This is a genomic window from Algoriphagus sp. TR-M9 (assembly GCF_027594545.1).
Taxonomy (GTDB): domain Bacteria; phylum Bacteroidota; class Bacteroidia; order Cytophagales; family Cyclobacteriaceae; genus Algoriphagus; species Algoriphagus halophytocola.
In genome coordinates, this window is the sequence record NZ_CP115160.1 from 3748074 (window position 1) to 3770838 (window position 22765).

At 43.1% G+C, this 22765-nt stretch carries 26 protein-coding genes; 7 read left to right on the top strand and 19 right to left on the bottom strand.

Annotated features, from left to right (window positions below; translation table 11 throughout):
• Positions 1-63: 63 nt before the first annotated feature.
• Genes PBT90_RS15770 through bshC form a run of 3 tightly spaced genes read right to left on the bottom strand, consistent with a single transcriptional unit; the run spans position 64 to position 2709 of the window.
• Entirely contained in the window at positions 64-522 is a 459-nt protein-coding gene (locus tag PBT90_RS15770) for a hypothetical protein (RefSeq protein WP_264807465.1), read from the bottom strand.
• 59 nt (positions 523-581) lie between these two features.
• Positions 582-1154: a 5-formyltetrahydrofolate cyclo-ligase gene (locus PBT90_RS15775; protein WP_264807466.1), complete on the bottom strand. Its 573-nt coding sequence runs from the start codon at positions 1152-1154 to the stop codon at positions 582-584.
• A complete protein-coding gene (bshC, locus tag PBT90_RS15780) occupies positions 1144-2709 on the bottom strand; it encodes a bacillithiol biosynthesis cysteine-adding enzyme BshC (protein ID WP_270129950.1) in 1566 nt (521 codons plus the stop codon). Before bshC ends, PBT90_RS15775 begins: the two co-directional genes overlap by 11 nt.
• 203 nt (positions 2710-2912) lie before the next feature.
• Here bshC and PBT90_RS15785 point away from each other — a divergent pair, with 203 nt between their 5' ends.
• The 5 genes from PBT90_RS15785 to PBT90_RS15805 all read left to right on the top strand — a co-directional run bounded on the left by PBT90_RS15785 (position 2913) and on the right by PBT90_RS15805 (position 6395).
• Positions 2913-4154, top strand: coding sequence for a M16 family metallopeptidase (locus PBT90_RS15785; protein WP_264807469.1), 1242 nt, complete (start codon positions 2913-2915; stop codon positions 4152-4154).
• Entirely contained in the window at positions 4151-4633 is a 483-nt protein-coding gene (gene ispF, locus PBT90_RS15790) for a 2-C-methyl-D-erythritol 2,4-cyclodiphosphate synthase (RefSeq protein WP_264807470.1), read from the top strand. The genes PBT90_RS15785 and ispF overlap by 4 nt, the downstream gene beginning before the upstream one ends.
• Positions 4630-5313, top strand: coding sequence for a tRNA (5-methylaminomethyl-2-thiouridine)(34)-methyltransferase MnmD (gene mnmD, locus PBT90_RS15795; RefSeq protein WP_264807472.1), 684 nt, complete (start codon positions 4630-4632; stop codon positions 5311-5313). The genes ispF and mnmD overlap by 4 nt, the downstream gene beginning before the upstream one ends.
• A 99-nt stretch (positions 5314-5412) precedes the next feature.
• Positions 5413-5925, top strand: coding sequence for a hypothetical protein (locus PBT90_RS15800; RefSeq protein WP_264807473.1), 513 nt, complete (start codon positions 5413-5415; stop codon positions 5923-5925).
• A complete protein-coding gene (locus PBT90_RS15805; protein ID WP_264807475.1) occupies positions 5922-6395 on the top strand; it encodes a Clp protease ClpB in 474 nt (157 codons plus the stop codon). Before PBT90_RS15800 ends, PBT90_RS15805 begins: the two co-directional genes overlap by 4 nt.
• Here the strand turns inward: PBT90_RS15805 and PBT90_RS15810 are convergent.
• The 6 genes from PBT90_RS15810 to PBT90_RS15835 form a co-directional block, all read right to left on the bottom strand.
• Positions 6392-6892 (bottom strand): hypothetical protein, encoded by a 501-nt coding sequence (locus tag PBT90_RS15810; protein WP_264807476.1) that lies wholly within the window; start codon positions 6890-6892, stop codon positions 6392-6394. The genes PBT90_RS15805 and PBT90_RS15810 overlap by 4 nt on opposite strands.
• 76 nt (positions 6893-6968) lie before the next feature.
• On the bottom strand, positions 6969-7631 hold the full coding sequence (locus PBT90_RS15815; protein WP_264807477.1) for a phosphatidylserine decarboxylase family protein: 663 nt from the start codon (positions 7629-7631) through the stop codon (positions 6969-6971).
• A 72-nt stretch (positions 7632-7703) separates the two neighbouring features.
• Positions 7704-8981, bottom strand: coding sequence for a Glu/Leu/Phe/Val family dehydrogenase (locus PBT90_RS15820; protein WP_264807478.1), 1278 nt, complete (start codon positions 8979-8981; stop codon positions 7704-7706).
• Between the two features lie 70 nt (positions 8982-9051).
• The gene (locus PBT90_RS15825) at positions 9052-9891 is read right to left on the bottom strand and encodes a phosphatidate cytidylyltransferase (RefSeq protein ID WP_264807479.1); all 840 of its coding nucleotides are present in this window, start codon (positions 9889-9891) and stop codon (positions 9052-9054) included.
• Positions 9875-10081 carry a DUF2007 domain-containing protein gene (locus PBT90_RS15830; RefSeq protein ID WP_264807480.1) on the bottom strand — a complete coding sequence of 69 codons (207 nt, stop codon included), beginning with the start codon at positions 10079-10081 and terminating at the stop codon, positions 9875-9877. Before PBT90_RS15830 ends, PBT90_RS15825 begins: the two co-directional genes overlap by 17 nt.
• Positions 10056-11006 carry a CPBP family intramembrane glutamic endopeptidase gene (locus PBT90_RS15835; protein WP_270129957.1) on the bottom strand — a complete coding sequence of 317 codons (951 nt, stop codon included), beginning with the start codon at positions 11004-11006 and terminating at the stop codon, positions 10056-10058. Before PBT90_RS15835 ends, PBT90_RS15830 begins: the two co-directional genes overlap by 26 nt.
• A gap of 37 nt (positions 11007-11043) precedes the next feature.
• On the opposite strand from PBT90_RS15835, the gene dusB reads away from it, so the two are divergent.
• Positions 11044-12033, top strand: coding sequence for a tRNA dihydrouridine synthase DusB (dusB, locus tag PBT90_RS15840; RefSeq protein WP_264807482.1), 990 nt, complete (start codon positions 11044-11046; stop codon positions 12031-12033).
• 81 nt (positions 12034-12114) lie between these two features.
• Here the strand turns inward: dusB and PBT90_RS15845 are convergent, their stop codons facing one another.
• On the bottom strand, positions 12115-13329 hold the full coding sequence (locus tag PBT90_RS15845) for an ATP-binding protein (RefSeq protein ID WP_264807483.1): 1215 nt from the start codon (positions 13327-13329) through the stop codon (positions 12115-12117).
• Positions 13330-13580: 251 nt separating this feature from the next.
• Between PBT90_RS15845 and PBT90_RS15850 the strand changes: the two genes are divergently transcribed.
• Entirely contained in the window at positions 13581-14477 is an 897-nt protein-coding gene (locus tag PBT90_RS15850; protein ID WP_264807484.1) for a DMT family transporter, read from the top strand.
• Between the two features lie 5 nt (positions 14478-14482).
• Here the strand turns inward: PBT90_RS15850 and PBT90_RS15855 are convergent, their stop codons facing one another.
• The 9 genes from PBT90_RS15855 to ubiE form a co-directional block, all read right to left on the bottom strand.
• A complete protein-coding gene (locus PBT90_RS15855; RefSeq protein WP_264807485.1) occupies positions 14483-15484 on the bottom strand; it encodes a hypothetical protein in 1002 nt (333 codons plus the stop codon).
• A 245-nt stretch (positions 15485-15729) separates the two neighbouring features.
• On the bottom strand, positions 15730-16623 hold the full coding sequence (locus PBT90_RS15860) for a M23 family metallopeptidase (RefSeq protein WP_264807486.1): 894 nt from the start codon (positions 16621-16623) through the stop codon (positions 15730-15732).
• Positions 16624-16760: 137 nt separating this feature from the next.
• Positions 16761-17834 (bottom strand): DUF3810 domain-containing protein, encoded by a 1074-nt coding sequence (locus PBT90_RS15865; RefSeq protein WP_264807487.1) that lies wholly within the window; start codon positions 17832-17834, stop codon positions 16761-16763.
• A 9-nt stretch (positions 17835-17843) separates the two neighbouring features.
• Positions 17844-18425 carry a NifU family protein gene (locus PBT90_RS15870; RefSeq protein WP_264807488.1) on the bottom strand — a complete coding sequence of 194 codons (582 nt, stop codon included), beginning with the start codon at positions 18423-18425 and terminating at the stop codon, positions 17844-17846.
• Between the two features lie 117 nt (positions 18426-18542).
• Entirely contained in the window at positions 18543-19280 is a 738-nt protein-coding gene (locus tag PBT90_RS15875; protein WP_264807489.1) for a ThuA domain-containing protein, read from the bottom strand.
• 65 nt (positions 19281-19345) lie between these two features.
• Positions 19346-20101: a M15 family metallopeptidase gene (locus PBT90_RS15880; protein ID WP_396127650.1), complete on the bottom strand. Its 756-nt coding sequence runs from the start codon at positions 20099-20101 to the stop codon at positions 19346-19348.
• Positions 20098-20856 (bottom strand): SDR family NAD(P)-dependent oxidoreductase, encoded by a 759-nt coding sequence (locus tag PBT90_RS15885; RefSeq protein WP_264807490.1) that lies wholly within the window; start codon positions 20854-20856, stop codon positions 20098-20100. The genes PBT90_RS15880 and PBT90_RS15885 overlap by 4 nt, the downstream gene beginning before the upstream one ends.
• 432 nt (positions 20857-21288) lie before the next feature.
• Positions 21289-22092, bottom strand: coding sequence for a type IX secretion/gliding motility protein PorT/SprT (gene porT / locus PBT90_RS15890; protein WP_264807491.1), 804 nt, complete (start codon positions 22090-22092; stop codon positions 21289-21291).
• On the bottom strand, positions 22041-22763 hold the full coding sequence (ubiE, locus tag PBT90_RS15895; protein WP_264811469.1) for a bifunctional demethylmenaquinone methyltransferase/2-methoxy-6-polyprenyl-1,4-benzoquinol methylase UbiE: 723 nt from the start codon (positions 22761-22763) through the stop codon (positions 22041-22043). Before ubiE ends, porT begins: the two co-directional genes overlap by 52 nt.
• Between the last annotated feature and the right edge of the window lie 2 nt (positions 22764-22765).

The window sequence follows — 22765 nt, forward strand, 5'->3', positions numbered from 1 at the left end:
TATTCCCAACACAAATAAAAACGTACTAAATAAGCCATTCCTACCAAAACCAAACTATACCACTTAAAGTGAATACCTTAAGGTAAAGGCTGCCTCATCTCCCCAAAAATCTGTAAAATCCGGGAAGTTATAAGCCGGTTTCCAATACAGCCCCAGGTAAAAATTACTCCTGTTGAAATTATATTCCAATCCAACTATCGCATCCACTCCAAAAGCATTGTAATCCTGATCAATTTTATAAACCCACGGTGGTTCGCCATTTGGCTGCCTCCACATTCCATAGTGTCCACCTGCGCCTACATACCATTCCAGACCCCGAAATTCACGAATATCAAAATGATGCTCATAAAGTAAAGCCGCCACTGTCCCCTTCCACCTGCGGTAGACCAAAAGATCCAAAGCCCCCGGCTGGGTAATGAATTGCTTCACAGTTCCTCCCAAGTTAGTGCCACCGACCACGCCTACCATGGTATTGAAATCTCTCATTTGCGCCTTTGCTGATCTGGCTGAGAACAGGCTCATCCCTAAAAGAATCATGAAAGCTAAAACAGGCACACGCATAGTCGTTCTTTTTATTTAAGTCAAAAATTAAGGATATTTTCTGGCGTAATGCAATAATCCAAAGGGATATCGTGCGATTCAGCAGGGATATGTATTTCAGGAGGAAAAAAGCTTAACCCCACTTTTAAAACTGACGGAGCTAATCCTTCCAAAAAGACATCGTAATACCCTTTTCCAAACCCAATCCGGTTACCCGCCTGATCATAAGCTAACAAGGGAATGAATACTACCTGAATAGCCGACGCGTCCGCCAGTTCGAAATCCTGAGGAAGAGGTATGCCCCAGGAATCCATAGCAAAGCGTGTATCCGGTTTCAGCTTCAGCGTCTCCATTACAATAGAATGCTTGGAGACTCGTGAGGTGTACACTGTGGCCCCTTTGCTATCCAGTAGGGTTTTAATGAGGAAGGTATTGATCTCCCGCTGCCGGGCCATTGGAAAAAATAAATGGAAATGTAAAAGATCAGAATGCAGCATCAAGAACTTTGCAGTTTGCGCTGCTATCAATTGAGAGCCAAGCTCAAGCTGCTCCTCAGACATTTCTGCTCTTAGCTTCCTGTATTTTGCGCGAAGCGCATGCTTGTCAGGACTCATACTCCAGTACCATCATTCGGAAATCCAAAGGATCAAAACAAGCAGACAATTGCCGTATCAAATCTGGCTGCGCCAGGTAAAACTGCATCATATTCACCACCCGCTCCTGTGGACTGCCTCCCGGCGCTATGAAATCATGAATACTACAGGCACGCTCAATCTGCGTATGAAGCCTTCTCTCCTCGGCTTTGCGTAGCTTCCCAGCCATCTGGTCTATGATCTTCAATGAGCGGACTTTAGCTGCTTCGAATGCATCCTCCAGTGTTTTTTCCAAGTGGGCAGCCTCCTTTCCTTTCTTTTCAAAAAGAGAGGCAACCACTTCCTTTTGCTTGGCCAAACCGATATCCATACTCGCTTCTGCCTTTACAAAAGTCTTTTTCCACTCTTCCAGCGGCGTGAATAAATCTTTGGCAGACCAATTTAATTGCCCCATCTTCCGCTGTGTTTTTTTATCCAAAATCAGTGCAAAATTCCTAGGCAAAATAACAGGAAAGGGAACCTGAAAATGATCAAAAACCCCTTTCAGCTGTAACCAATACACCACTTCGGAAGGCCCTCCCAGATAGGCTAAATTTGGAAGAATCATCTCTTGATAAAGTGGCCTCAAAACCACATTTGGGCTGAAACGCTCCGGGTGAGAATCTACCAATTCCAGCATTTCTTGCGCTGTAAACCTCAATTCTGTATTTACTACCCCAAACCCTTTCTCAGTCCGCTCGATTCTTTCGCGAAGTCCCTTGTCCAGGTAAAACAAATTGATTTCTCTTGGGAAAATCTGCCCTCCATAGCCTAAAGCTTCCAACTCCTCGGTGGTCTGCGTAGCTTTTTCAAAGGGTTTGTGCTCGAACAGATCGGACTTGATTACGGATAGGAATTCCCGCTTCAGCGCAGGGTCATCCCCATCCACAATTAGCAAACCCTGCTCTCCAAACAATTCGTTCACGTACTTGCGAACTGCCTCAGCCAATGTCTTTGAGGTGCCATATGCATTTAGGAAAACCTCAGGAGCAAAATCCACCGTTTTCATAAAACGCTTGAACTCCGCATCTAACTCAAAATCGCCCACCGCTCCGGTTTGTGCGGACTTCCACTGATACTTTTTACCATCTAGTTTGAAATAGTTGATCTCATCAAAGTCATGGTCCTCCGTCGCCATCCAATAAACCGGAACAAAATGCTGATCGGGATATTTCTTGCTGAGATTTTTCGCAAGGTTAATGGTAGATATGATTTTGTAAATAAAGTATAATGGTCCCGTGAAAAGATTCAGCTGATGCCCCGTGGTGACAGTATAGGTATCCGGATAGGCTAGCGACTTTAAATTCTCAGCTACTGAATCGGCTAACTCCAAGTTGGCGTATTGCCTGGAAAGGGCAGAAGTTAAAACTGCTCTGGTAGAATCCGAAAAATTTTTATTTGCGATAGCAGATTCAAAACTTTCCAAAGCCGGAGGTAGCGCATAGAACTTTTGTAGAGGCTGCTTTCCGTCTAGGTAATCCAAAAAAAACGGTGAAAACTGTCCTGTCTCTGGGAGTTCTACGCAATGTTTTTTCATAATGGAACTGATGTGGGTTTTGTTGGGATGCTAACTGTGCGCTAGGAAGCTAAGTTCGTTAATTTCCTAGAAAAATTCCGGAACGCTTATATCAACGGGACGCTTTCTGGTTAAACTGAAGTAGGGATTGTAAGGTTTAGCTAAAAACTCAAACTTCAGACTAGCCAAAATTGCCAATTATCTTAGCTTTGCAAGCTATAAATATGCTACCCTACCAAAGATTTTTCCTCAAAAACGGACTTGAAGTCATCGTACACGAAGACCAAGGAAGCAAAATTGCCGTTTTCAACCTGCTTTATAAAGTAGGCTCCCGCAATGAAGTCCCGGGCAAAACCGGCCTGGCGCATTTCTTCGAACACCTGATGTTTGGCAGTTCTGCCAATGTCCCTGTGTTTGACCGCGCGCTAGAACGGGTAGGAGGTGCTTGCAATGCTTTCACCAGTCCAGATATCACTAACTACTACATCACCATTCCAGCTGCCAACTTGGAGACAGCGTTTTGGCTGGAGTCGGATCGTATGTTCCAGCTTACGCTAAATGAGAAAACGGTGGAAACCCAGCGAAAAGTAGTGATGGAAGAATACAAGCAGCGCTACATCAATCAACCGTATGGAGACGTCTTTCACCACCTCAGAGACCTGAGTTATGAAGTGCATCCATACCGCTGGCCCACCATTGGCCAAAAGCTCAACGATATCATTGATTATACTACCGAAGATGTTTGGGACTTTTACCAAGCGCATTACAGACCGGACAATGCTGTGCTCGTAGTAGCCGGAGCTGTCACAGCTACTGAGGTAGAAAAACTTGCCAAAAAATGGTTTGAACCCATACCAAACCTAGCGAAGCCAAAGCAGCTTATCCCCTCAGAACCTGAGCAGACTTCCAAAAAAGTAAAAACCGTAGAAGCAGCAGTCCCGACTGATGCGCTCTACAAAGCATACAAAATGCCCGCAAAATGCGCAGATGGATATTTAGAAGCGGATTTGATCACTGATTTACTGGGCTTTGGCAAGTCCTCTATCTTAGAAAACAAACTGGTAAGGAACGGAAAACTATTCGCTTCGATCAATTCCTTTATCCTAGGCTCAGTGGATCCCGGGCTATTGATTTTTTCGGGCAAAATGGAAAATGGAGTATCCGCTGTGGAAGCTGAGCAGGCCCTGGATGAGGTCATAGGGAAGTTTCTTCTGAGTGACATCCCTACTCTATCACTGGAAAAAGCAAAAAACCAGGCTGAAGCGATCAAATCCTACGAGTCTATCCAACTTCTAAACCGGGCCATGAATCTGGCCTACTATGCGCACCTTGGCAATCCAGATCTTTACTGGGAGGAGTTTCAGAGAAAATCACAAATAAAAAAGGAAGGAATCATGAATTGGGCTAACCAAATCATTCGTGAAGAAAATTCTTCAGTCATACATTATAAATCTACCCCGGCATGAACAAATTCAGAATAGGCTTTGGATACGACGTACATCAGCTGAAAGAAGGTTATGACTTCTGGCTTGGCGGAATAAAACTGCAACATGAAAAGGGTGCCGTGGGGCACTCCGATGCAGATGTGCTGATTCATGTGATCTGCGATGCCCTGCTAGGCGCAGCCAATTTACGGGACATTGGGTATCACTTTTCAGATCAAGATCCTAAATTTAAAGGAATCGACAGCAAGATATTGCTGAGCGAAGTGATGGTTTTGCTTAGGAATGCCGGATATGAGGTGGGCAATATAGACACCACTATCTGCCTACAGCTACCGAAAGTCAACCCACACATTCCCACGATGAAAAAGTGCCTGGCAGAGGTGATGAATGTACCTGAAAACGACATTTCCATCAAAGCCACCACTACAGAGAAACTGGGTTTTGTAGGTAGGCAAGAAGGAGTTTCGGCCTATTGTGCAGCATTAATTTATTCCTCATGAGCGACAACCTGAAAATCATCACCACGGAGGACGGTTCACACTCCTTGTATAATGAAACCCTGAAGGAAACTTACCATAGTTTTCACGGAGCATTCAAAGAGTCCATCCATGTCTTTATGTTATATGGATTGGATTCCTGGGTGATGGAAAACCCAAATCGCAGGCCTTTGCGCATATTTGAAGTAGGTTTTGGTACTGGGCTGAATGCCTGGCTCAGTCTGGTTTGGGCTGAGCAAAATCAGATTCCGGTGCTTTATCACAGCATTGAACCCTTTCCGCTTTCTGAGGAGATTTATTCCCAGTTGAACTATGGAGACATGGATGATGCTATTTTTCACTATAAGCCTTATTTACAAAGATTGCACAAGGCTGACTGGGACAAAGGTGTGGTCATGTCAGAATATTTCAACATGAAAAAAGAAAAAACCACGCTCCAAGAAGTAAAGCTTTATCCCAGCGATGTGGTTTTTTACGATGCTTTTGCGCCAAGCAAACAGCCCGAAATGTGGGAAAAAGAGGCCTTAAACAAAGTTTGTGATGCATTGAACCCTGGGGGGATTTTTACGACCTACTGTGCCTCCGGACAGCTCAAAAGAAATCTAAAAGAAATAGGCTTACAAGTAGAAACCTTACCGGGACCACCCGGCAAAAAAGAAATGACACGAGCCTGGAAAAAATAAATGGTGAAGTGGAATACAGTTTGGATAAGGAAAGAAAAAAACCACCAACCATCTCGATAAACGAGTTGGGATGGCCTTTGAAAAACAAATCATAAACAGATGAAATTCGCAATTTTTACCTGGTTACTTTTCCTACCTATCCAAATATATGCAGGTCCTGATGCCTCGACCATGCTTTCAGACCGAGAGGAGATGCTGCAGCTCCTTAGAGAATCAACGCCCAGATCTCCCAGAGTATTTGGCGTGGAAATACCAGCTCAGCAGCACGCTAACTATGAACTAGCGATGAGGATCATAAAGAAAGACAACGCGATCATCCAACGCCTGAAGCTACAGGATGAAATAGACCAAGCAAGTCTTTTGGCGGACAATGAGGCATATAAAGCCATAACACTTTCTCAAGAGCAAGACATCCAAAAACTAAGAAATGCCCTGACGCAGAAGACTCATGAAATCAACTCACAGGCAGTTGAAAGCTGGAAGTACCAATCGGCTACTTTGATCTTTTTTGTGGGCATGATCAGCTTTGTTTTCCTGTATATTCAGTCAAAAGTAAATTTTTCTCCTTCCGAATCGTTTATATTAAGTCCGCTACAAACTCAAGAAAAATGATCCTAGGATTACTCATTGCCTTTCTAACGCTATCCCCGCCACAATTTACAGAAGCTGGGCAGGCCAAATTGGAAAAAATGCTGCAGGAACGTGATGCCCTCACCCAACAGTGGAAGCAATCAGAGAGTCAAAAGTCTGGCATATTTGGCAACCGCACCAAGAAAGACATGATTGAAACCAATGAATGGCTGGAACGCATCATCGCTAAGGACAACCTGATCATGGACGAACTCAGGATGATCGGAGAGATAGAAACCACCACTGCTACCCAGACCGGCGAGGATTACAAGGCCATCGCTTTTAAACAAGAGAAAGACATTCAGTCCCTAAAAAGGGCTGTAGCTGAAAGAGAAAAATCCATAGCGGAAATGCTCTCTACCCGAAGAACATTCGAATGGACCACCACTATTTTCTTTCTCACCACCTTAGGATTGGGATATTGGGTGTACAAAAGCAAAAAAGCTGCTTAATCGACCCTCACAAAGGTTTTGGCGGGGAATTCAATGCAGTCATTTTCCTCGTTTACGCTCCAACAATCTTCCTGAAAGGTAAATTGACGCAAATCACTGGAAAAGGTCAATTTGCCTTTAGGCACTCTGAAAAAATCCACTATTCCTGGCTTCAAATCCTGCTTGGGCGCATAAAACGGTTGATTCTCCCCTCCGAAATGAATCATTGCGTCTGAATAGTAATATTGAAAAATACCCGCTTCGAAATTGTACCAGGAAGTAGCGGTCAATCTGTAACCTAACTCCTCTCCAATTTCGGTTTTTCTGACAGAAGCAGTGACATCAAAAAGACTGTCATTTCGAAAGGTGTAACTTTCCACAAACCATACCTCCAAAGAATCTGAATAATTTCGGTTTTCCCAAGTTCCGATCAAAGGAGATCTTGGCTCTTCAGAATCAGCGCAACTGAAAGAGCTTATTGCACAGCAAACTAGGATAAGCAAAGAAAGATACCTCATGGCTATGGGGAAATTTGGTGGACAAAACCTAGAACGATACTTATGCTTTATTCGCTACAAAATAGCCGCAAAAAGTCTAAGCCTTCAGTTTTGCGATTGGAGTCCTTCCTCCTTTAGTCTTTTCTTCCAAATCAACCAACACCTCGGCATCAAGTGGAAGAAACACATCTACCCTTGACCCAAATTTGATAAATCCAAACTCCCCACCTTGCTCCAGCTCTGAACCCGGCTCCACGTACCATTTGATTCTTCTGGCCATGGCACCTGCTATCTGTCTTACCAGAAGTTTGGTGCCGTCAGCTCCCTTTAAAACCATAGTAGTCCGCTCATTTTCAGTGCTGGACTTAGGATGCCAAGCTACTAGGTATTTTCCCGGATGATATTTGAAAAATTCCACGATGCCTTTTATCGGCGATCGGGTAATATGCACATTGATGGGAGACATGAAGATGGAAATCTGTCTGCGGTTTTCTTTCAGGTATTCCGGCTCAAAGGTCTCTTCGATGACTACCACCTTCCCATCTACCGGTGCATATACCAAACCTTCCTCATTGGGAAGTTTGATGATAGGGCTTCGGAAAAACTGTAAAATAACCAGATAAAGTACTACACTTCCCAAAATCGCGACATTGGAAAGCACCCTGGCATCAGGCATAAAATAAATTATCAGGTAATTGCCGGCCACCAAGATTATTAGCAACCAAAACAATAAAACTCTTCCTTCTCTGTGTATAGTCATAGTAAGTAAAACTAAAAGGCGTGGAGTTTGCCCCACGCCTCAAAGATAAAATATTCTTTCGATAGAATGGGCTTAGAATCCTCCTCTGTAGGTATAAGTCTGGGCCACTTTGTCTATAGCTACTATATATGCGGCTATTCTCATCGGTACATCATATTTCTGCGAAGCTTGATATACCATTTCAAATGAATCCTTCATAATCCGATCTGAGCGTCTATTCACCCGATCTGCTGTCCATTTGTATCCTAGCCTGTTTTGCACCCATTCGAAATAGGAGACGGTAACCCCGCCAGCATTGGCCAGGATATCCGGCACTGCCATTATTCCTTTCTCATTGATGATCGCATCAGCTTTTGCGGAAGTAGGACCATTGGCTCCTTCTACGATGAGTTTAGCTTTGATATCATTCACATTATGAATGGTAATCACATCTTCCACTGCTGCCGGAACCAACACATCGACTTCTAAAGTCAACAGGTCTGCGGGATTTTCCATGGCATCACCACCTGTAAACCCTCCTAAATGTCCGCCATTAGCATCTCTGTATTCAATAGCCTTTACGATATCTATTCCTTTCTCATTATAAAATGCACCGGTATGGTCAGAAATCGCCACGATCTTTAATCCTCTTTCCTCCAATAACCTAGCTGCCCATGAGCCTACATTTCCAAAACCCTGCACTGCACAGGTGGCCTGAAAAGGATTGATTTTCAATTTTTGCATGGCTGCCAAAGCCGAAACCATCACCCCACGTCCTGTGGCTTCCGTCCTGCCTAGCGAACCTCCTAAAACCAGCGGTTTTCCTGTAACTACAGAGTTAACAGTCATTCCGTGTGCCTTAGAATATTCATCCATTAGCCAAGCCATTTCTCTAGGTCCTGTTCCCATATCTGGTGCAGGGATATCCTTATCCGGCCCAAACACATCGATCATCGCCATAGTATAAGCTCTAACCAAACGTTCGATTTCACCTTTGGACATTTCTCTTGGGTTACATCTCACGCCACCTTTACCTCCACCATATGGAATATCCACTACGGCACATTTCCAGGTCATCCATGCTGCCAAAGCGCGCACTTCGTCGATGTGGACATCTGGAGCGAATCGGATTCCTCCTTTGGCTGGGCCTAGGATATTGGAGTGAATCACTCGTATCCCTTCGAAAACTTGGATTTTCCCATTGTCCATGGTAATTGGCAGGGAAACGATTACTTGTTTGGCAGGATTTTTCAACACATTATAGACCTCGTCAGAGAGACCTAGCTTTTCAGCAGCGATGTTGAATCTTTCCATCATGGACTCCAGTGGATTTTCTTTATCCTTGATCGGGGCCGGTTCAATGTAAGCCATATTTGGGTTTGATTTAGTTATTCAAATGCTCTGCAATATTAAGCAGATTTTAAATCTAAGGGGGTCAAAATTAGAAGATTTTCAAAAAGGCGGTAATAAATGGAGCCGAAAGTAACAAACCGTCAAATCTATCCATAAATCCACCATGCCCAGGCAAACCTCTACCTGAGTCTTTGATCTCAATAGAGCGCTTAAATAATGACTCGATCAAATCACCGTATGTACCTGCGATGATGATGATACCTGCTATCACCAGCCATTTCCAATCCTCGATCACATGAAAGTATCTGGTCAAAATAAATGCTACTCCTATCGCTGAAAATGCCCCACCCAGAAAGCCTTCCCAGGACTTCTTTGGGGACACTCTTTCAAACAACTTAGTTTTACCAAACTTTGTTCCTGCAAAATACGCCCCGGTATCACTTGCCCAAAGTATCAGTAGGCAACCCAGTAATATTTCATAATTGTAAGTCTCATTTACGGAGAAAACGGCCAGGTTCAAAAGAGAAAATGGGACAGCAACATAGAAAATACCCAAAAAGGTAAAGGCCACGCCCGTGAAGGGTTTCTTATCCGTCTTGCGATACAGCTTGATGAAATAGGTGAGCGAAAGTATGGGGAAAATCAAATAGAGGTATTTATTATTTAGGTGTTCTTTTTCGATCAGGAATGTCAGCAAGAAAATCATCAAACCGATAAATGTCCCAAAGCTTTTCAGAGGAAGCATGCCGTCCAGTCCGCTCAACTTGTAAAACTCCATCTGAGAAAAGCCTAAGATCGCTGCAAAAACTATAAAATACGTGTAATCTGAATAAACTGAAGCCCCGATTAACACCAAAGCACCTATAAGGGCTGTGATGGCTCGCTGGCCCAGGTTACTATAGTTACTTATACTAAAACGTGATCTCATTCTGGATTAGGTTATTCGCCGCTATCACATCGTCTTTTTGCACAAGCACCTCATGCTGTCCAAATATCTGATAGACTGTTTCTTTTTTATTTAACACTACCGCTTGGATTTGATGCTCCTCCAAGACCCCCTTCACGATTTCGGCTCGCACCTGCATCGGACTTTCAAATACCTTGATCCAGTTTTCCATTGGGTTTATTTGTTTTCTTAAAGTAAACGATTCCTGCCAAAAGAACCAGTATTCCCAACAATGCACCAGGAAGAGAAGCCGAATCAGACGATTCAAGATCAAAATCTATCCAGCCTTCATTAGAGGCATAAATCAACAAAAGTGTAAAAGTATTATTGAAAATATGTCCTAAAATCGGATAGGTAAGGCTTCCTGAATAATAATATAAGTAACCAAAAATGCCCCCCAGTAACATCCGAGGAAAAAAGCCATAAAACTGTACATGGATGGCAGAGAAAATAAATGCTGTGAGCCAGATACCCACATGAGCATTCCCGGTGTACAAGTGCATTTTGGGCTGGATTAGCCCTCGGAAAAACATCTCTTCTCCTATCCCAGCCAGAATTCCGATTACCAAAATCCCCGTCAATAATTCCGGAATGGTCTGGAAATCCGTCAGAAATTTAGTCATCTCCGCAAGTTGATCTTCCATCTCCCGCATCCAAAGTTCTATCCCGGACATAAATTCCGGCAGTGCCATATTTGAGTTGAGGTAGCCCAGGTATCCGTTCACCAGCATTCCTCCTAGGGCAATCAACAGAACCATTCCTGCGCCAGTTGGGTTAAAGCGTGACAACTGAAGCTCCCAATGCAAATCGGCTTGGTCAATAAAATGCATCACCACATAGGCTGCCACCCAAAAACCTATTCCCGAACCAATCCCCTGGATGAAATATATAGCCATGCGGCCATTGGGACTAGAATAATCCCCACTCATAAGCCCAACTATTTCATCTATTGAAACATTAAAAATAAGGGGCACCATCCCTATGGCAATTACTTGCAGAACAATCAGTACACCAATTGACACTAAAACCGTGACTACCAAGGACAAAAGCCAACTCTTCCGCTTGGCTATTTCAGATTCAGTTTCGTATATCTCCATATTTGAGGTAAATTTACGCGCAAATTTAAAATAAGAAGTGGTTAAGATAGGAAACTTAGAGTTAGGGGACTTCCCATTATTGCTTGCACCTATGGAAGATGTGAGTGATCCGCCGTTCAGGGCAGTATGCAAAGAGAACGGTGCAGACCTGATGTATACCGAATTTATCAGCTCTGAAGGCCTCATTCGAGACGCCGCCAAAAGCGTCCAGAAACTGGATATTTTCGATTATGAACGCCCCATAGGCATTCAGATTTTCGGAAATGAAATTGACTCCATGCGTGAAGCCGCTGCCATAGTAGAGGAAGCCAATCCGGACATTCTGGACATCAATTATGGTTGCCCAGTAAATAAAGTAGCTTGTAAAGGAGCTGGTGCCGGGATCCTATTGGATATAGACAAAATGGTATCCATGACTGCCGAAATCGTAAAAGCTGTAAATATCCCCGTGACAGTCAAAACACGACTTGGCTGGGACAATAATACCATTCGTATCGTGGAAGTAGCAGAGCGACTGCAGGACGTAGGGATTCAGGCCATCTCCATTCACGCCCGTACCCGAAAACAAATGTATAAAGGAGAAGCTGACTGGAGCTACCTGAATCAGGTCAAAGATAATCCACGCCTACACATTCCAGTCTTTGGAAACGGAGATATAGATTCGCCGGAGAAAGCATTGGAATACAAAAATAAATACAATGTAGATGGCATGATGATCGGTAGAGCATCGATAGGCTATCCATGGATATTCAATGAGATCAAGCATTTCTTAGCCACAGGAGAAAAACTTACGGCTCCAGGATTGGAAGAAAGAATAGCTGTCGCCAAAAAACACCTGGACTTCTCCGTAGAGTGGAAAGGACCGAAACTGGGAATTCTCGAAATGCGAAGACACTACACCAATTACTTCCGTGGCATGCCTAATTTCAAGCAATACCGCACGGAGATGGTCACAGCTGACACCTATGAACAGGTATGTGAGGTTCTAGAGCAGGTGTCAGAAGTATATGCTGACCATGTCTTTTAAAAAATTTAGTTAAAAACTGGGAAGGTGATAAAGTTGGAAAATTTGATTCGGCTTTGCCGCCTTTTCTGTTCATCCAACAAATCAAAAACTTTGAAGTAAAAAATCGGATAAGTGTACATGCTGAACACCCTCCACAGCTTCTTTCCAGAAGTCATCCAGTGTCACTACATATTTTGGAAATTGATCTTGAATGGCTAAAAGACTAGAAAACTCCCTTTCTACAGTCTGTTCACTCTCCAGCTTATAGGCCACTTGTACATATATCTTTTGGCCTTTCTTTTCAGCGATAAAATCAATTTCCTTATCAAGAAATTTTCCTACAAACACAGCATATCCTCTTCTTTTTAATTCAAGGAAAACTATATTTTCCAAAATCCCTGAGATCATCCTATCTCGATACCCCATCGTAGCATAAAGCAATCCCACATCGCTCAAGTAAAATTTTTCTTGGGTTTTTAAGATTTCTTTTCCTTTAATATCGTACCGTGAAGCTCGGTATAAGATAAAGGCACCCTCTAACGCTGTCAGGTAATTATAAACTGTATTGAGATCAATTTTACGTTGCTGACTTTTGAAATAGTCGGCCACATTCTTTCCCGAAAAAGTATTACCTATATTATCAATAGCATATTTCACAATCCGCTCCAGCAATTCCACATCCCTTATTTTGTAACGCTGAACCGTATCCCGAAGTATGACAGAAGAATATATATCATATACAACTTTGTATGCCGTTTCTATTGAATAGTTTGCCGTATGTAGCACCGGAAAACCTCCTACTCTCAAATAAGCCATAAAAGCCGATTTTCTATCTGTTAAATCACCTGGGAAATAAGCAGTTCGGAATTGTAAATATTCGGCAAAGGACAGCGTATATACTGGAATCTCTACGAAGCGTCCTGCCAAATAGGTGGCCAATTCTGAGGATAAAAGATGAGAATTGGAACCAGTGAGGTAAATATCTACATCAAAATCTACCAACATTGAATTTATTGCTTTCTCCCAGCCATCCACCTCTTGGATCTCATCCAGAAGCAAATAGGCTCTTTTACCTTTTTGTACTTTCTCCTCAACATATCTATAAAGTTGAGTAGCTGTACGCAAATCAGAGAACACAAAACTTTCTAAATTAATATGAATAATTAGGTGACCGTCAATCCTTCTAGCTAGTAACTCTTCTTTAAGCAGCAATAATGCAGTTGACTTACCGCTTCTTCTGATCCCAGTCAGGATTTTAATCTGCGGTTTGTCGATGAATTCCCGTAACTGCTCATAATAAGTCGCTCTTGCTATCATGCTTTTTAAGGTTATAACCATAAAAGTAAGCATTAAAAATATATTTTTAAGGTTATACCCTTAAAAACTTACTAAAAACCAATATTATTTAGCTTATACCCAAAAAAAACTGTTTAACATTGCTTTTCTAATAGCTCGACAAAAGCACCAGATTCAAAGTTTGACTCCAGTGTACAACTCCTGCTAATTTTTTCACGAACTTTTCTTTGCTTTTGCTTCCTTTGTAAGTGGGCAATGTCCCATTTATGCCAATGTCAACTACCACCAACGACAGCAACCTCAAAAACTGGGGGTTACTCATTCTTCTATCCCTTATTTGGGGAAGTTCATTTATTCTTATCAAGAGGGGATTGGAAGTATTTTCCCCAGGCGAAGTAGGAGCCTATAGAATCGTCGCTGCTGCCACTTTTCTATTGCCACTTTCTATTCCAAGAATCAAAAACCTCGATAAAACTCAGATCAAAAATCTGATTATTGTCGGGCTGGTTGGAAGTTTCATTCCTGCCTTTCTCTTTGCAAAAGCCCAAACCGAGCTCAGTAGTTCTTTGACAGGGGTATTGAATGCTTTGACTCCACTCTCTGTGGTGGTCATAGGAGCTTTGTTCTTTAGCTCTAAAATCACTAGACGAAACGGTCTAGGCTTAGCCATTGCATTTATAGGGGTATTTATTCTGGTGACGGTCAAAGAAGGTTCAGGTTTTGGAGCCTTCAATGACATAAATTCCCATGCATTTTATGTGATTCTTGCCTGTATATGCTATGGGTTCAATTTAAACATCATCAAATACAAGTTTGTCAAGCTAAAACCTATAGAAATCACTGCGATTTCCCTGGCCCTTGTGCTACCTGTCGCACTTACCTACCTCATGGCAAACACTCAGTTTTCCTATAAAGTGGTCAATATAGATGGTGCATTAGAGGCTTTGGGGTACCTGACCTTGCTAGGAGTTCTAGGAACAGCTATTGCCTTAATTATTTTTAATATCATGGTCAAAACTGCCACACCGGTTTTTGCAGCTTCCGTGACTTATATTATCCCAATTGTAGCGATATTCTGGGGCGTATTGGACGGAGAAGTTCTGCTATTGGGGCACTATATAGGGATCGCCGCAGTGATCATAGGAGTCTGGGTGGGCAATCGAAGATGAGTGACCTAATTCGAATAGGAACCGCCTGCATAATCAGATACTAAGCTGCTATTAGGCGTTTTGCAATTATCCGGAAAATCATAAAAGATGATGCAATCTGGCAATCCATTTTTAAACAGTACCCGCACCCAGCCCTGGCTATTCCCCATAAAACCAGAAAATCTATAGTTGGCTTGAATACTAGTAGGACGTCCTTGACTGTCCTTGCCCTGTACTACCAGCCCAGAAATGCTCCCTCGCTGGTATTTGTTAAAAGCCCAGGTCTCAGCTTGATCCGCAACCAGGTGATCTACAAAGGTGGTTAAATCCTGAGGACCGGTAGGGCCCCCAGCTTCTCGCATCTGCTGATATTTACTGATCTCATCCAGCCGGTCAGGCGCATTCCCCAAGGCGTAATTCCTAAGATTTTTTTCAAACCTTCTCAATGCTTCTGAAGCACATGAATTCAGCTGAAAAAACACAGCCATATCGCTGAGCAATCCTTTAGACTTATGTACCATATCCAGTGAATTGCCTATTGCATTGGGATTAGTCATACTTTCTATGGTACTCGGCAAAATATTCATTGCCTGCTCCTTTTCCATCTTTAATTGGGTCTGGTACATATCAGGATCGGCAAATATCCCGCTACCAACAGCTTCATACTCCACACATACCCGACTGACTTCCATGCCATTTTCTGTTGTGACCTCTTCTGTAACGCATATTAAATCCATGATCTCTACCTTATTTTCCGGCAGTTGCTCTGGACAGGTGGAACCGAAAGTCCGGAGGTATTTGGAGTAAATCATCAAAAAAATCTGACTGGACGCTGTGATTTCCACATGCTCAAAATGACCTCGGTAGATGTAATCGTAAAACTCAGCAAAGTAAAGCCCGTCAGTATTCAACGCTTCGTTTGGCGGTTGAGCTAAAGGGATATTTTCTCCAAATGTTCTCAGGGAGACACCAATTAGGATGACAAAAACCAAGAATATACTCCAGTTGAACCTTTTACAAACAATCATATTATCAAAAAAATTAAAGTGTGGAAAGTAGTTTTGAACGCTTGCCTAATTTTCAAATAATACGGAATTAAAGCAACAAAAATCTATTAATATGCTGATTATACAGCCTTTAAGGCATTTTAAAAAAATCAATTCCCTCCCCCATCCAGAAGCAAGCTAAACCTACTACTAGGAAATTGCCACAGCAAAGTTGCTTCTGTGAACGGGAAAGCTCAGCTTGACAAAAAGGGGCCTAAGCTTCAGCTTTAATTCCCTGCCTTAAACGCCTTTTTTTCTTTTTTACTCATTTCAGCGGTGATAATTTCCTCAGGATAGACCACCTCTACTTTTTTCATTTCGGGAAAGTCAGACTTACCTTCGCGGGAAATGAAACTCATAGGCTTATTCTGGTATTTGAGCTTGGATGTGCCATCCTTTATGGGCTTCATGTTCACTAGACGCACATGCAATCCTGAATTGTATTCTTCTCCGGCCGATTCGGCAAGCACATCTCCAGGAAACACCTCCTGACCCACTTCTACTTTTAGACTCCCAGGTTTTAATACCATGATTTTGGTGAGTGATCCATCTTCATGAAACAACTCAATATAATTTTCGGATCGGTCATAGTCCAGATTTTGCTTCTCATCATACTGATCCATCCTGATCTCAGTGACCACCCCTTTCCGGGGAGCAAGAACTTCTGTAGGCAAATCAAACCTGAAAGAAATCCCAACATACTCAGTATTTTCTTCCTCGGGTTGCAGTCGGTTTTGAATATGCGTCATGCGTACTCCTGTAGTTAAAGTCCCTTCAGGAAGAGGAATGAGATATACAGGTTCATCTTTGGACTTAGCATAAAAATCTCCTTTTAGGATTGAATAGGAGTAACGGATACTAGTCGCCTGACCTTCTGTTCTACGCTTCAGGGTGGACACCTTCGATCTGCCAGGACGAGCTACTACTAATCCCGAGGAACCTATAGGGAGGAGATTGGTGTGTTCGGTCATATCAATCAAAATGGTATAAGGCACCCTATCTGCATTCGTTGCATACAGCTCTATACTTCCGTCATCTTTGTACTCCGTATCCATGGTAACCTGTGCAACAGTAGCTTGAGAATAATAAAGAACAACCAGAAAGAAAGTAATTAATCGCATTGATAACATTGGAGAGATAAGGACAAAACAACGCTAGACCTATAAAAGCCCAGTTCAGAAACTAAACTACCATTTTTTGAAAACTAAGCCCATTTAGTGTTGAAAAAAATCCTAGTGCCATCGGCCAAATCAAGGCATCAATGGCCTTTCATCCGTTCTCTCCAGGCAAAAGCAAGCTTTGGCAATTGTTGATAGCTTTTCACACCTGCTTTGACTCCCTGAGTTTTGAGAAAAACATCATTTGTCTTCCTGCTGAGCTCGATGGAAAAAGGCTTGATGGCTTCACTGGCCTTCCGCAGTGAAATCAAATCGTTTCGGATTCCAGGATCCAGGGTTTTCACCCAGGTCTTGTACTCTTCGGGAGCCATACGATAATAATCAGAGAGCAAATAATTCAGCAACCTCAGTTGTCCAGAATAACGGAGTAGGGGATCATCGGAATTGGTACAGATCACCCAAGCGATAAAATTTGCTTCTCCTTCATCGGTCACCCCATAGCTATGTGCCATTTCATGAGCGATAGTAAAGGGCTTCTCCAGTGCGTGCAGCGTGGGATCGATATAGCTTTCTCCGGTAAAAGGAAAATAAATCCCCAAAATACCCATTTTTCGCATAAAGCCCGGAGGGGGGAATAGCTTGGTTCTAGGCCTTCCTGTGAAGTTCAAACCAAGCATATCCAGGTTATCGGCAATAGTGGCCCGCACCACTTTCTCTAATTCAGGGTATGGTAAAATAGATTCAATGGCCGCTGTATCAGAGCTGATGGCGTTGCGGTATTGGATCGCTAGTCGCTGCGTGATCAGCACTTCATTTTTCATTTCATCTAAGTTCATAGATTTTGGCTGAAGTCCGAGTTGCTGCACTATTGGTGTTCGCTGGTAATTAAACCCCCAGAGCACTAAGAAAAAGAAAACCAATGCTCCTACCCCATTTGCCAGGGCACGAGTGGAGTACATCACTTTGCTTTTCCACCCATTTTTTTTGCGAAGCTTCAAAAAATATAGCCCCAGGATGAGCAACACCCCTACTATAAACAAATAAACGCTGGGGAAAGGCAGCCTCCCCAGCGTCATGTCAATTACATTCCGGATACCCGGAAAGAAAATTCTAGAATAAATTTCGTCTGTGGCTTCTGGGTTCTGAGCAGCCAAATAGCGAATCCCCAAAGCAATGACTCCAAGAATCGCCCAGGACCAATCTCTTTTCCCCATAAACTAGACTTATACTCCTTCTGCCTCCACTTCCTTCACCTCTGGAAGCATTCTGGTCAGAAGATTTTGGATTCCAGCTTTCAAAGTCACCGTACTTGACGGGCATCCTGAGCATGAGCCTTGCAGCTGTACTTTCACCACGCCATCTTGGAAGGAGTGGAATACGATCGCACCGCCGTCTTGCTCCACAGCCGGACGGATATACTCATCCAGAATCCCCTTGATTTTCTTCACTACTTCTGAATCATTCTCATCAAAAAGCGGATCCTTATCAAATCCAACTGGAACGGGTGCTTTGCCAGCTTCCAGATACTGCTTGATATGGTCTCGGACTATAGCTTGGATTTCTGCCCACTCTACCTCTTCAGATTTAGTAACTGTCACAAAATTCGAAGCTATAAAAACGCGCTCCACGGCAGCAAAATTAAAAAGTTCCTGCGCTAAGGGACTGATTTTGGCACTTTCTGCATCAGGAAAATCAAAACTCACTCCCTCATCCACCAACATAAAATTAGCGACAAACTTCAGGGAGTTTGGGTTTGGATTGGCCTCCATGTAGAGGTGAACTGGTCTTGCTTGTGCTTGTAGCATGGTATTCTTGATTTTTGTTTAGAAAACCGATTTGCTGGCTTTAAGTTCCAGCAAATCGAATTTTCATCGGTATTCTTCCCTGAGACTGCAAATGGCTTGCTGCTTAAGGGTAATAAACTACTGCTTAAATGGATGTCCAGTAGCAGCGTACCAGATGCCACCGTACAGGTGCTTTAGAAATACATCGTCCTCCCAAGCGGAGTCCACATGACCCAATGCAGTGTAGAAAACCCTGCCGCCCTCGAACTCATGATACCAAGCCATAGGATGGTTTTCACCGTTTCCTTTTGCGACCTTATAGGTGCTTTCATCTGCATTTAGCAATACATTCAAGTTTGGATTGAGGTCTTTGTACTCATACAGTTCATCTGTCCACATCCAGTTTTTTGGGAGATGCCAAGTCGAAGGATGATCCTGGTCCACCACTTCCAAGCGCAAAGTCTGCTGAGCCGGATGAGCTAGGAAATATCCGCCCATCATTTTGTTGTACCATGGCCATTCATACTCTGAATCAGCCGCAGCATGTACGCCTACCACACCTTTTCCGCTCTGAACAAACTTCTGCAAGGAAGCGCGGGTGTTTTCATCAAAAATAGTTCCTGTAGTACTGATCAAAATCAATACATCGTATTTCATGAGGCTTTCTTCTTCCAAAACCCTAGGATCTTCGGAGGTGTACACGCTAAAGACCTGCTTCTCCCCCATTTTCTTCATGGCGGTGACTGCATTTGGGATGGATTGATGGCGGAATCCTGCTGTTTTAGTAAAAACTAAAGCTTTGAATTGCTGTGCTGGGGCTACTACAGCGATGCTGAAAATCAGCGCCAGCGTGAAAAGAGTACGTTTTAAGTTCATAGGTTAGAGATATTGGGTTTTGAATTATTATAATATGAATCGTTTTGATTGAGCATTGAAAATTCTCACTTGACTATTTTAAATTTTTCACCTGCTTCCTTGCGGGAAAATGCATTGAAATGCCACCATTCTGAGCCTATTCCTGCAAAGCCATTGGAAGTCATTACTTTTCGCAACAACTCCCGGTTGTCTATTTGCGCTGGATTAAGCTTCCCTTCCGCCAGCATTTGATCCTCACGGTCCGGATAGGCAGGATAGCCAAAGTAATCGTACCCTGTCCCCATATCTAAAGTGGAATCTGCCTGCATGTCGAAAATGGTCAAATCTACCGCTACACCAAAATTATGTAAACTTCCAACCTTAGGATCTGCCACATAAAGTGGTTTTAAGCTATCCGGCTTATCCAGATTATCCCAGAGGATCTGCTGCACACTAGCTGGTCTTACTCCATCGTAAACCAATAAGGTGTAATTGGGATACTCCTTTTTCAGCATTTTCTGGGCTTTGAGCAGACGCTCAGCTACCTCGGGCTGAAGATAAGCTTTGGTCAGCTCCCCATACACATCTTGGCCGAAGAAATTATCAGTGGTGGAATACTTCAGATCCACCAAAATACCCGGTATCACCTCCGCTACATCTACCAATCCCTGCGCGATAAGCTGCTTCTCCAATTCTGGTATTTCCAATTCCAATTCTACGTCTTTTACAGGATCCAGTACTTCACGCTGCTGCTCTGAGAAAATCTCTTGATCGCTTTTCTGCGCCGTACCGCAGCCAGCCAAAATAATTAATAGTGGGATATAGATTTTGTTCACGCTCAAGTGTCTCGTTTTACTAGGGTGGCAGAAGCCTGTGCGGTGGGCAAAACCACCACATCGGCTATTGTCACATGGGAAGGTCTAGTTACGGCAAACTCCACGATATCCGCAATATCCTGAGCGACCAATGGTTCCATGCCTTGATAAACCGTATCGGCTCGTTTGTCATCTCCTTTGAAGCGGACCAGAGAAAATTCAGTTTCTACCAATCCAGGGTGTATAGCGACTACGCGAACCCCAAATGGGTTAAGGTCTATACGCATTCCTTTGGTAATAGCGTCAACGGCATGTTTGCTTCCGCAATACACGCTACCGTTTGGATAGACCTCCTTGGCAGCGATAGACCCTATATTGATAATCATACCTGACTTTCGCGCTGTCATACCTGGAATAATAGCTTTGGACACGTAAAGCAGTCCTTTTACATTGATATCCATCATGGCATCCCAATCATCCAGATCCGCAGACTGCACCGGATCCATCCCGTGGGCATTTCCTGCGTTATTGATCAGCACATCTATGTTTTTCCATTGCTCGGGTAGATTTTCCAGAATCTCCGCTACTTTTTCACGGTCACGCACATCAAAAACTAAGGGTAAAAACTCAATAGTTGCTGGCAATTCCTGTTTCAGCTCTTCTAGCCGATTTCCACGCCTACCAGTTGCTATGATGTCGAAGCCTATTTTAGCAAGGGTAATCGCAGCCGCTTTGCCGATTCCTGAAGTTGCTCCGGTGATTAGGGCAATTTTGTTTTTCATGTAAGCAAGTTAAAAAATTATGATTATCTCCAATGATGCCAGTCACCTTAGATCCTTCGCTTATCTGGTTGGAAGACCGATACTACGACTGCGCATAGTACAAGTGACCGAAGACTCCCGCAGGAGCGGGACAGGTTGAAGTGGCCTCAATTCTAAAGTTTTACTTGTGCTATATTGCTTTAGCCTCCTTACTGGCAGAAAAGCGGACACACATAAAAACAAAAATGGATATCCACTTTCTTACCAGTAGCGAGAGAAATATGGGTTAAGGTTTCTTTTCTACGCGCTGTGGACAGTGGATTGTTGTCGGTGGACGATTATCCGCTACTATCCAGCCTCATTCTTTAACTACTGGCATCATTGCGGATAATCAGAAAAAATTCAATACTTAATGTTCAAAAGAAAAACCGAATAATTATCAGGCTTTAACCCTTACTGGAAATTCAGGTAAACTGTGATTGATTTTCTCTTTATGGATTCTATGGCACCTTGGAGTTCAGGTAGGGAGTTTTCTGCCTGATAGGCATTTGTGAGGCCATGTGAAAATCGGATTTCAGGAGCAAACTTGAAGTACTTGAAATAAATCTCGAAACCCATACCTGCTTCTACCGAAAAGTCCTGCCCGGTCATTACTATATCGTCCACATTGGCCTCCTCCTGGTTTTTGGTGCGGAACTGATAACTCCCTCCGCCCAAAAAGTACATTCTGGTATTATTAAATCTTACCGAGCGATATTTGAAAAGCAAAGGCAACTCCACCATGGTAGCTTCTGAGCTGTATTCTACGACTTTCCCTAGATTTTCTTCCCCAATTACCACATCTCCCCCTAATAAATCCGTGTTGATTTGGTCATTAAAATAAGTAACAACAGTCTTATATTCATAAAACCCAACTTTCGGGGTAAAAAGCAAGTGTACTTGATCGTGAAACCTCAGCATCCCAATAAATCCCAGAGAAAAACCGGGGGTATATTTGGGTTGTATGCTTCTGACTATTGATGATGGCCCATTGGGCTCATGGTAAAAGGCATTGGAGTATTTCAGCTGATAGGTACTATTATGCGCAGCCAAAAAGAATCCATAAGAAAGGGTGCGGTTATCGGAACCGGAGGCCGAAGTCAAGCCAAACATTCCCTGACCAACAACCGGTATCGCCGCTAAGAAAAATACTAAACCTGTGAGGACTATTTTGTTCCTACGTAGATTGAGCTTATTCCAAATGTAAGTGGTTTGCATAAGTTGCTGGTGAATCCGACTGTGTTCATTATTCTCAGAAAATCCAATCCATCCGGAAAGGCCTGCACTGACTCTGGAAGATAAGTATAAGCAGAATTGTCTTTGGATACAATTTTACCGATCTGAGGCAAAATAGCATTCGAATAAAACGCATAAGCCTGCTTCATCGGTGCTTTGGTGGGCTTGCTGAACTCCAAGATCACAACTTTTCCTCCAGGCTTCAGCACCCGGTACATATCAGCCAGTCCTTTTTCCAGATTCTCAAAGTTCCTGACACCAAAGGAAACGATGACCGCATCAAACTTATTATCTTCGAAAAGCAGCCCTTCTGAATCTCCAAGCTGGAGTTCAATTTTATCCTCCAGCCCTTTTTTCTTCATTTTCTTGCGGCCTTCCTCCAGCATTCCTTCAGAAATATCCACTCCTATGATCTTATCCGGGTTAAGGGATAATGCTTCGATCGCAAAATCACCGGTACCTGTAGCGATATCCAGGATCAATTTAGGCTGATCATCTTTCAGGTATTTAATTGCTTTTTTTCTCCAAGTGATGTCAATTCCCATGCTGAGCACGTGATTGAGCAAATCATATTTGCCGGATATGTTATTGAACATTTCCGCTACCTGATCTTTTTTGGAGTCTTGCTTGTCTTTGTAAGGAACTACGGCCATCA